The organism is Collinsella tanakaei (genome assembly GCF_021531055.1).
Classification (GTDB): Bacteria; Actinomycetota; Coriobacteriia; order Coriobacteriales; family Coriobacteriaceae; genus Collinsella; species Collinsella tanakaei_B.
Map to the genome: position 1 here is coordinate 46,365 of NZ_JADYTL010000011.1, position 9,723 is coordinate 56,087.

A 9,723-nucleotide genomic window follows, 5' to 3' on the forward strand; every position below is an offset into this window, starting at 1 on the left:
CCACCTCCGCGTTGATGCACTACACACGCGCCGACGACCTGCCCTTCGAGATCATGGCGGACAACTACGACAAGCTCGCCAACCTCTGTCGCAAGTACATGAGCGACGACGATTGCGCCAAAGCCGAGCGCGCGTACTGCTTCGCCGCCGAGAAGCACGCCAAGCAGAAGCGCCGGAGCGGCGAGATGTACATCAACCATCCCGTCGAGGTCGCCATCATCCTGGCCGAGCTCAAGATGGATTGCGACGTGGTATGCGCCGCCCTGCTCCACGACACGGTCGAGGACACCGAGACGTCGCTGGCCGACGTGACCGGCATCTTCGGCGAGACGGTCGCCGAGCTCGTGGACGGCGTGACCAAGCTCACCAACATCGACGTGGACACCATGGACGAGAAGCAGGCGCTCAACCTGCGCAAGATGTTCCTCGCCATGAACCGCGATATCCGCGTGGTCATCGTCAAGCTTGCCGACCGCCTGCACAACATGCGGACGCTCGCGGCGCTTCGCGAGGATCGCCGCCTGTTCAAGGCGCGCGAGACCATGGACGTCTATGCGCCGCTTGCCGACCGCCTGGGCATCTCGTCCATCAAGTGGGAGCTCGAGGACCTGTCGTTTTTCTATCTGGAGCCCGAGGCCTACCAGCGCATCGCACGCATGGTCGCCGAGAGCCGCGAGGTCCGCGAACGCTTCTTGGCCGAAACCATCAAGACGCTCGACGACGAGCTCAAGCGCGTGGGCATGACCGGTTACCAGATCAACGGCCGCTCCAAGCACTACTGGTCCATCTACCAGAAGATGAAACGCAAGGGCAAGGAATTCTCCGAGATCTACGACTTGGTCGCGTTGCGCGTCATCACCGGGTCGGTGGGCGACTGCTACTCGGCGCTCGGTGCCGTGCACACCCTGTGGCATCCCATGCCGGGACGCTTCAAGGACTACATCGCCATGCCCAAGCTCAACAACTACCAGTCGCTGCACACGACGGTCATCGGTCCCACGGCCCGTCCGCTCGAGATCCAGATCCGCACGTACGAGATGCACGAGCAGGCCGAGTACGGCATCGCCGCGCATTGGCTCTACAAGCGCTCCGGCGGCTCCAGCGCCGCCAAGTCCAGCGAGGCGCAGCGCCTGGACGACCAGATCAACATGCTCAAGCATTCACTCGACTGGGCCGCCTCCGACGACATCGACGACGCGAAGGAGTTCCTGCACACCCTCAAGGCCGATCTCTACGACACCGAGATCTTCGTCTTCACGCCCAAGGGCGAGGTGTTGAGCTTGCGTGCCGGCGCCACGCCGCTCGACTTCGCCTACGCGGTCCACACCGAGGTGGGCAACCATTGCGTCGGCGCCAAGGTCAACGGCGTCATGGCGCCGCTCACGCACGAGCTCGCGACCGGCGACCGCGTGGAGATCATGACCAACAAGGCGTCGCGGCCCTCGCACGACTGGCTGAACATCGTGCGCACCCCGTCGGCACGCTCCAAGATCAAGCGCTACTTCGCCGCGGTGACCAAGGACGACAACGCGACCGCCGGACGCGACATGCTCGCCCGCGATCTGCGCAAGCGCGGCTACGGCATCTCCACGCAGCGCACGACGCGTGCGCTCAACACGGTTGCCGAGCAGCTCAACTTCAAGCAGATCGACGACGTGTTCGCCGCGATCGGTGCCGGCAAGCTCGCTGTGCGCATGGTGGGCAACAAGGTGCAGCAGATCTTGGATCCCAAGCCCGAGGCGCCCGTCAAGAAGACCGATGCCGAGTCGGAGGTCGAGCACCAGCCTGCCCGCGGCTCGAATCGTCGTCCGCGCACGGGCGGCAAGTCGAACTCCGGCGTGATGGTCAACGGCGGACAGAGCAAGGACCTGCTCGTGCGCCTCGCCCATTGCTGCAACCCCGTGTTCGGCGACGATATCGTGGGCTTCATCACGCGCGGCCGCGGCGTATCGGTGCATCGCGCCAACTGCCCCAACGTCAAGGGCCTCATGGAGCATCCCGAGCGCATGATCGACGTCGCATGGGATCGCGGTGCCGACGCGCTGTTCCAGGTCGAGATCGTGGTCGAGTGCCTCGACCGCATGGGCCTGCTCAAGGACGTGACCATCGCGATCGGCGACGCCGGCGGCAACATCCTGTCCGCCGCGACCGCGACCGACCGCGAGGGCGGCGCGACGCTGCGCTTCTTGGTCGAGATCTCGGATGCGAGCGGTCTGGAGCCGTTGTTCTCCGCCATCTCGTCGGTGGAGAGCGTCTACGACGTGCGCCGTCTCATGCCGGGAGAGGGTAACAACACCATGAAGCGCCGCTCCTAGCCCAGGCCTTCCCAGGCACCCCACCTCGCCGTTCAAGCCTTCGGGCGCCGCACGCTAGGCGTGCGCCCTCGGCTTTCACGGCGATCTGGGGTGCCCGGGAAGGCCTGGGGGGGGGCGGAGGTGCCCGATCTTGCCCTTCAATCGTCGGGCGCCGCACGCCAGGCGTGCGCCCTCCTCTTTCAGGGCAACCTCGGGCACCTGGGAAGGCCTGGGGGATGGGGCGCCCCGCCTTGTCGCTCAAGCCTTCGGACGCCCGGTAAGGCGTGATGGGGGTGGATGGGGCTCGATGTTCTCAACTGTTGGTCGCTGTATGCATACGCGAAAGGATGTCCATGGAGACTGAAGATTTCACGCTCGACCTCACGCCGAGCGGTTCGGTGTCGATCGAGTGCGTGGTGAACGGACCGATCCAGACCAACACCTACTTCGTCGTCTCGGGCGACGAGGCGGTGGTCATCGATCCGGCGTGGGAGGGCGATAAGCTTGCGCGACGGTTTGCCGCGCGCTACCCGAACGCTGCCATCCGTGCGCTCGTGTGCACCCATGGACATGCCGACCACACGGGCGGCGTGGCGGGGATGCGCCGCGTTCTGGGCGATGCCGTGCCGTTCGTGATCTGCGAGGACGATGTCGAGCTTGCCGATCGCCATATCGATTGGCTGCGCGAAGCCTGGGGGATCGACACCGAGCGCCCGCCGGCGCCCGATCGCCTGCTCCATGAGGGCGATACGGTCGAGTTCGGCAACGTGCGCCTGCAGGCGATCGCCACGCCGGGGCACACGCCGGGCGGTATCGTGCTGTTCGGTGCCACTGAGGACGGCAACGTCGCATTCTGCGGCGACACGCTGTTCCCCGGAAGCCATGGCCGTACCGATCTGCCCGGTGGCGACGAGACCACGATCATGCACTCGCTTGCCCACCTGTTCCGGCTGCTGCCCGAAGATACCCTGTGCCTGTGCGGGCACAACGGGTCGACCACAGTCGCCGATGAGCTGGAGGACAACGCCTTCGTGCGCCGTGCGCTGCATACAGGCTACTGATCGGGTTGCGACCGTTGCGGCCGGCATGTATGCCGCGCTTTCGTCCCGTCGCGCGCGAGTGGTCGGATGATGGTGGCGAACGGTTGCCGTACGCGGTGCGGATTCTGTCGATCGCGAGGTCCCCGTACGCGAATCGTGCGGGGACCTCGTTTGTGTCGAGGCGTTGAGCTGCGACTATCCGGTTGTCGTCGGGATTCTGTCGGATGCTCGTCGGATTGTTTCCAAGATCCGTCGGATGCCGCCCCGTCGGTTTCGCGACCCGACGTGCGGCTGCCGCCCGCTTCGCTAGGCTGGATGGGGAGCCGGATTCGACGAAAGGTGGCGCGATGGGCGGGTTCGAGGATGTGCAACAGGCGGTCATGGACGTAGCCAACGATCTGGTCGAGAGGAAAGAGACCTATCTGGAGCGGGCGATCGAGGAGTTTATCGCGCTCGTCGATCCGGCGGCCTGCCATAGCGCCCAGCCCACGCTCGAGCAGATCACCACGGTCAACCTCTGCTTTTCGGAATGGGTGATGTTCGAGCGCCCCTTGGGGGACGATAAGACCCCGATCCGGCTCGGATACGAACGGGCGAGGCGGGAGGAGACGCCACGGAAGGCGGCGATTCTGCACGCGATCGATGAGACGCAGTTTTTCTCCCGATTCGCGATCTGCGGAAAGGACGGCGAGCGGGGGATGGCGTCGCTGCGTGACGTGCGGACCGGGGAGGCTTACGAGGTCTTCGACCCCGAGGTGTGTGCGCAACGGCGCTGGGCATCGGGGACGATCGCGCTGCGCATCGCGTGCGTGGACGGCGTGTGGCAGACGGTCGGCCAGGTGAGGCTGTACGACCGGGCGCCCGCACCGGCAGGAGTCGTCGATGACTCCTGCGGGGTGTGCATCGGGATCGGGCCGAACGGGATGGATGTGTGGTCGGAATCGTACTATCTGCATCTGCTGCGCGATGTGATCGGGGCGGACGGCCGCTTTCTCGAGACCCTGCGTGTTCGTGAACCCGCTACGTAGGCCTGTGGATATGCCCATCTGCAGGGTCTTTGCCCGTGTCGGCCGTGCGGGATGCCGCCTATGCAGGGATGACGCGGTACGCTACGTAACGAGTGCGTTATGCCCGGCCATTTGCTGGACGGCGTCGATTCCATCAGTGGTAGACTATGGCGAAGTATCAGAGCAAACCTACAGGGAGGTTTCGTATGCTCGTCAACGCAGCAGAGATGCTCAAGAACGCCGAGGCCGGCCATTACGCCCTCGGTGCCTTCAACACCAACAATCTCGAGTGGACCCTTTCCATCCTCCAGGCAGCCGAGGAGGCCAAGTCCCCGCTGATCATGCAGTGCACCGGCGGTGCCGCCAAGTGGATGGGCGGCTACAAGGTCTGCGCCGATATGGTAAAGGCCGCCGTCGAGGCCCTGAACATCACCGTCCCCGTCGCCCTGCACCTCGATCACGGTTCGTATGAGGACTGCTTCAAGTGCATCGAGGCCGGCTTCACCTCCATCATGTACGACGGCTCCCACGAGGAGACCTTCCAGATCAACCTCGACCGCACCAAGGAGCTCGTGGAGCTCGCCCACTCCAAGGGCATCTCCATCGAGGCCGAGGTCGGCGGCATCGGCGGTGTCGAGGACGGCGTCGCCTCCAACGGTGAGCTGGCCGATCCCGCCGAGTGCAAGCAGATCGCCGACCTGGGCGTCGACTTCCTGGCTTGCGGCATCGGCAACATCCACGGCGTGTATCCGGCCGACTGGGCTGGCCTGTCCTTCGATCGTCTGGCCGAGATCAAGGCCGAGGTCGGCGACCTGCCGCTCGTGCTCCACGGCGGCACCGGCATTCCCGTCGACCAGATCCAGAAGGCCATCTCTATGGGCGTCTCCAAGATCAACGTCAACACCGACCTGCAGCTCGTGTTCGCCGCCGCCACGCGTGGCTACATCGAGGCCGGCAAGGACCAGCAGGGCAAGGGTTACGACCCCCGCAAGCTCCTCAAGCCCGGCCGCGACGCCATCGTCGAGCGCACCAAGGAGCTCATGGCTGAGTTCGGCTCTGTGAACAAGGCGTAGCGCCTGCTCTCACACACCTGTCCGGAAAGCCCCGGAGGGTTCCCACGCGCGCGTCCTCGCCGCTTCGCGGCTGCGGGATTGCGCGCTTAGGGAAGCCCTCCGGGGCTTTCCTGCGTTTACGGGGTCGGGCGTTTCGACTTGATGGAAGAGCGGGCGAAGCTGGGCGGAGGTTGGGGTTGGGGGCGTTGTGCTGCGCTTCGCGCCCAGGGGGTGTTGGGGGTAGAATCGGGACGGTTCGGGGTTGTGACCCTGGCTTATCGGTAATGGATGCAAGGGGGAGAGATGGCGGTTAAGACTGAGTATCCTGAGCGCGGTGGACTTGTGGACAAAGGTCCGGTTGGGTGCACTGACGAGGTTTCCAACGACGACTATCGGTTCCTCGTGCTGGGTTTGCCTGCCGAGATCGAGCGGCTCAAGCAGGCGGGATATCTCGATGAGGCGATTTGCGCGTGTGACGAGTTGCTGAAAGGCGATGTCACGCCCGAGCTCGCGGCATGTCTGCGCGTCGAACGACATCGTATGGGGCGGCTCGCGCGGCAGTTCTGCGTGACGCGTGCCGAGGCGCTCGCCGCCATCCGCGCCGAGTGGCCGGAGTTCACCGAGGTCCAGTTCGACGACCTTATCGCGCGCAAGCGCATCGATTGGCGCTATATCGAGGGTGAGCGGCGTTTTCTGGACAACTTCATCGATTCGCTGCGCGTCTACCCGCATGAGGTTCCCGGCCTCAAGAAGGACGAGTCGCGCGATCTCGAGCTGCGCGACGCCATGCTCGAACGCATGCATGAACAGGGTGGCCTGACCTGCGAGATCGCGCTCAAGGCCTCGATCGAGGTCCCGGGTGCTGTCGCAGGTGAGATGCTGCGCGCGTGGTTGCCCGTTCCCGCCGCCTGCCCCCAGCAGTCGGATATCGAGGTGTACGACTGGACCCCGGGCGTGATCGTGGCGAAGGAAGGCACCCCTGCGCGAACGGCGTTTTGGGGTTCGCGGGAGAGGCGGTCCTTCGACGCGAGCTACCGCTATCGCATCCATGCGCCCTATGTCGATACCTGCGCTCCCGCTCCTGCCGAGCATGTCGTCGCTGGCGATACGGTGACCGACGACGATCTTGCCGAACTCGCTCCGCACATCGTGTTCACGCCGTATCTGTATACGTTGACGGCGCGCGTGGTGGAGGGTATCGAGCGCCCGATCGATCGGGCACGTGCCATCTACGACTACATCACCGTCAATGTCGACTACCGCTACCAGCCGTCGTACGCGCAGCTGGACTGCATTCCGGACAACTGCGCCAAATCGCTTCGCGGTGACTGCGGCGTCATGGCGCTCACGTTCATCACCATGTGCCGGATCGCGGGTATTCCCGCCCGTTGGCAATCCGGCCTGTACGTGTCGCCTGACTACGTGGGGCCGCACGATTGGGCGATGTTTTACACCGATGAGTTCGGATGGTTGTGGGCGGATTGCTCCTTCGGGTCTTCGGCGCGCCGCGAGGGCAACGAGGCGAGGCGGCTGCACTACTTCGGCAACCTCGATCCGTGGCGCATGGTCGCGAACTCGCGTTACCAGGCCGAACTCGCGCCGGCATGCGACGGGGTGCGCTGCGATCCGTTCGACAACCAGATGGGCGAGGCGAGCGTGGAGGGCCGCGGCTGTGATGAGCACGAGATGCGCCGGTCCATCGAACTGATCGAAATGCACGAGGTCTAATCGCGCGGCGTATGCTACTATAGTCCGCGTGCTGTGCCCGAGTGGCGGAATTGGCAGACGCAGTGGACTCAAAATCCACCGGTAGCGATACCGTAAGAGTTCGAGTCTCTTCTCGGGCACCATAGAGAGCAGCGAGGGTCCCAGCGATGGGGCCCTTTTCATAATGGGAAGAAAGTGCCTGCCCCCTTTTTCCCATGGGAAAAAGGGGACAGGCACTTTCTTCCCATCGAGCAGGTGAGGGCCCGTGAACATCCAGATCTTCGGCACCAAGAAAAGCTTCGATACCAAGAAGGCGCAGCGCTACTTCAAGGAGCGCCGCATCAAGTTCCAGTTCATCGACCTCAAGGAAAAGGAAATGAGCAAAGGCGAGCTCCAAAGCGTGCTGCGCGCGGTCGGGGGAATCGATGCCGCGATCGACCCCAAGGCGAAAGATCAGGACGCCGTCGCCCTCATCACCTATCTCGCCGACAGCCAGAAGTTCGACAAGTTGCTCGAGAACCAGCAGGTGCTTCGCGAGCCGATCGTGCGTAACGGCAAGCAGGCGACGGTCGGCTACGAGCCGGATATCTGGAAGTCGTGGGAATAGCGACGGCGATGGATATCCCCGTGCGACCATCATGGTGAAACCGTGGAGTGGGCCGCATGTGGGGGAGTTGTGGTACCATAGCCGCTGCGCTGTGATGCACAGTGTCTGAAAGCGGGGCGGACGCCCCCACCTTTCGGCGCCTGCGGGTAGCTGTCTGGTCGTACAACGTATCGTCTGCGGGGCAAAACGCCCTGCGGTCTTGAGCCGAGTACCCGGATGCTTCCTGTAGGCATTCGGGTTTTGTTTTGTCCACAATGAAGGAGGTTGGGACAATAGCTAAGCATCATGACGACACCCGTATCAACGGGGAGATCACCGCGACCACGTGCCGCCTGATCGGTGTCGACGGCTCCCAGCTGGGCCTGTTCGGCATTCGCGACGCCCAGCGCGTCGCCGACGAGCAGGGTCTTGACCTGGTGGAGATCGCGCCCAACGCCGAGCCTCCCGTGTGCAGGGTCATGGACTACGGTAAGTTCAAGTACCAGCAGGCCATGAAGGCCAAGCAGGCTCGCAAGAACCAGTCCCGCGTCGAGGTCAAGGAGATGAAGTTCCGTCCCAAGATCGACGTGGGCGACTATGAGACCAAGAAGGGTCATGTCATGCGCTTCCTCAAGAAGGGTGCGCGCGTCAAGATCACGATCATGTTCCGCGGTCGTGAGATGGCCCATCCGGAGCAGGGTCTCAACGTTCTCGAGCGTCTTGCCGCCGATCTCAAGCCCTACGCGACGGTCGAGTCGGCACCTAAGCTTGAAGGACGAAACATGCTTATGCTCCTCGCCCCCATCAAGGGTGCTTTCGACGATGTCGAGAGCAAAGAGGATGACACCCAGAACTAGTGTTGTAGCAACCGATTAAGGAGAAGCACATGCCTAAGATGAAGTCCCACAGCGGCACCAAGAAGCGTTTCCGCCGCACCGGTACGGGCAAGCTCATGCGCGCCAAGGCGTTCAAGAGCCACATCCTGACCAAGAAGACGACCAAGCGCAAGCGCAACTTCCGCCAGGAGGGCGAGATCGCCGCTGCCGACAAGAAGGTCGTCACCGCACGTCTCGCTGGTCGCTAATCGACGGGCACCCATCAGTTTTCGAGAACATCTACGACGAGGAGTTGATCAGATATGGCACGAGTCAAGCGCTCCGTGAACGCCAGGAAGAAGCGCCGTACCGTTATGAGCCGTGCGAAGGGTTACTACGGTGCCGCTTCGCGTACGTACAAGCACGCTAAAGAGCAGGTTCAGCACTCCCTGCAGTATCAGTATCGCGATCGCCGCAACAAGAAGCGCGAGATCCGCAGCCTGTGGATCACCCGTATCAACGCCGCGGCTCGCCTGAACGACCTGTCCTACTCCCAGTTCATGCACGGCCTGAAGGTCGCCGGCATCGATCTGGACCGCAAGGTTCTGGCTCAGATGGCCTACGAGGACGCCGAGTCCTTCGCCGAGCTGGCCGCCATCGCCAAGAAGGCGCTCGAGGCCTAAGGCTTCTTATATATGCGACTCATCAAGCGCGGGATGCCTCCGGTATCCCGCGCTTGTTCTGTATAGAGAGGGAGTATGTCCAAAGCAGATACGTGCCGTGAGTGCCGCACTGGATGGGGGAGCACGCGCTTACTCGGGAATCGGAGTATGAAAGAGCGGGGTCGGTCGTATATGCGCGAGCAACGTGTATCTATACATGCCGACGTCCGAGAGCATCGTGCCTCGGCAGCTTCGAGGGTTAAAGGCGGAGGTGGGGAAGCCGCCTTTACGTTCCATATCGCGCAGCCGGTAAAGAAGAGCTTGTCGAAAACCCGTGGGCGCGAGACGCTGAAAGCGCTGGGTAATGAACGGGTAAGGCATGTGTCTGCTCCGTAAAGGGAGTTGCGATCGAAATCAAGAATATGTAGGAAATGTGGAGGCCCGGATTCCCGCCCCCGGCGGCCCCGGCGTCTGGCAATATATCTCCTTGCCGCGCGGCGCCGCCGCGCAGGCGGGCACCTTGAGAACCGGATACTGCGAGGATATGCAAGGGAAGACGA

General features: G+C 63.3%; 9 protein-coding genes and 1 tRNA gene. All 10 read left to right on the top strand.

Translation table 11 applies throughout. From position 1 onward, the window contains the following. Positions 1 to 14 precede the first annotated feature (14 nt). The 10 genes from I6E04_RS09605 to rplT all read left to right on the top strand — a co-directional run bounded on the left by I6E04_RS09605 (position 15) and on the right by rplT (position 9,184). Positions 15 to 2,315: a RelA/SpoT family protein gene (locus tag I6E04_RS09605; protein WP_235422984.1), complete on the top strand. Its 2,301-nt coding sequence runs from the start codon at positions 15 to 17 to the stop codon at positions 2,313 to 2,315. A 332-nt stretch (positions 2,316 to 2,647) separates the two neighbouring features. Next, entirely contained in the window at positions 2,648 to 3,355 is a 708-nt protein-coding gene (locus I6E04_RS09610; protein ID WP_235422976.1) for an MBL fold metallo-hydrolase, read from the top strand. 326 nt (positions 3,356 to 3,681) lie between these two features. Beyond that, on the top strand, positions 3,682 to 4,362 hold the full coding sequence (locus I6E04_RS09615; protein WP_235422977.1) for a hypothetical protein: 681 nt from the start codon (positions 3,682 to 3,684) through the stop codon (positions 4,360 to 4,362). A gap of 185 nt (positions 4,363 to 4,547) precedes the next feature. Continuing rightward, a complete protein-coding gene (gene fba, locus I6E04_RS09620) occupies positions 4,548 to 5,414 on the top strand; it encodes a class II fructose-1,6-bisphosphate aldolase (protein ID WP_235422978.1) in 867 nt (288 codons plus the stop codon). Between the two features lie 282 nt (positions 5,415 to 5,696). Further along, positions 5,697 to 7,121 carry a transglutaminase-like domain-containing protein gene (locus I6E04_RS09625; protein ID WP_235422979.1) on the top strand — a complete coding sequence of 475 codons (1,425 nt, stop codon included), beginning with the start codon at positions 5,697 to 5,699 and terminating at the stop codon, positions 7,119 to 7,121. A 35-nt stretch (positions 7,122 to 7,156) separates the two neighbouring features. Further along, positions 7,157 to 7,243, top strand: a tRNA-Leu gene (locus I6E04_RS09630). A 122-nt stretch (positions 7,244 to 7,365) separates the two neighbouring features. Next, positions 7,366 to 7,707: an arsenate reductase family protein gene (locus I6E04_RS09635; RefSeq protein WP_235422980.1), complete on the top strand. Its 342-nt coding sequence runs from the start codon at positions 7,366 to 7,368 to the stop codon at positions 7,705 to 7,707. 254 nt (positions 7,708 to 7,961) lie between these two features. Continuing rightward, a complete protein-coding gene (gene infC / locus I6E04_RS09640) occupies positions 7,962 to 8,543 on the top strand; it encodes a translation initiation factor IF-3 (protein ID WP_235422985.1) in 582 nt (193 codons plus the stop codon). A 29-nt stretch (positions 8,544 to 8,572) separates the two neighbouring features. Next, positions 8,573 to 8,770 (top strand): 50S ribosomal protein L35, encoded by a 198-nt coding sequence (gene rpmI, locus I6E04_RS09645; RefSeq protein ID WP_085830656.1) that lies wholly within the window; start codon positions 8,573 to 8,575, stop codon positions 8,768 to 8,770. A gap of 54 nt (positions 8,771 to 8,824) precedes the next feature. After that, a complete protein-coding gene (gene rplT, locus I6E04_RS09650) occupies positions 8,825 to 9,184 on the top strand; it encodes a 50S ribosomal protein L20 (RefSeq protein ID WP_235422981.1) in 360 nt (119 codons plus the stop codon). Positions 9,185 to 9,723: the final 539 nt, after the last annotated feature.

Bases quoted from the DNA above. Each gene is read 5' to 3' on its own strand.
- infC (WP_235422985.1), top strand. From the start codon at position 7,962: ATGAAGGAGGTTGGGACAATAGCTAAGCATCATGACGACACCCGTATC.
- I6E04_RS09615 (WP_235422977.1), top strand. From the start codon at position 3,682: ATGGGCGGGTTCGAGGATGTGCAACAGGCGGTCATGGACGTAGCCAAC.
- I6E04_RS09610 (WP_235422976.1), top strand. From the start codon at position 2,648: ATGGAGACTGAAGATTTCACGCTCGACCTCACGCCGAGCGGTTCGGTG.
- rplT (WP_235422981.1), top strand. From the start codon at position 8,825: ATGGCACGAGTCAAGCGCTCCGTGAACGCCAGGAAGAAGCGCCGTACC.
- I6E04_RS09605 (WP_235422984.1), top strand. From the start codon at position 15: ATGCACTACACACGCGCCGACGACCTGCCCTTCGAGATCATGGCGGAC.
- fba (WP_235422978.1), top strand. From the start codon at position 4,548: ATGCTCGTCAACGCAGCAGAGATGCTCAAGAACGCCGAGGCCGGCCAT.
- I6E04_RS09625 (WP_235422979.1), top strand. From the start codon at position 5,697: ATGGCGGTTAAGACTGAGTATCCTGAGCGCGGTGGACTTGTGGACAAA.
- rpmI (WP_085830656.1), top strand. From the start codon at position 8,573: ATGCCTAAGATGAAGTCCCACAGCGGCACCAAGAAGCGTTTCCGCCGC.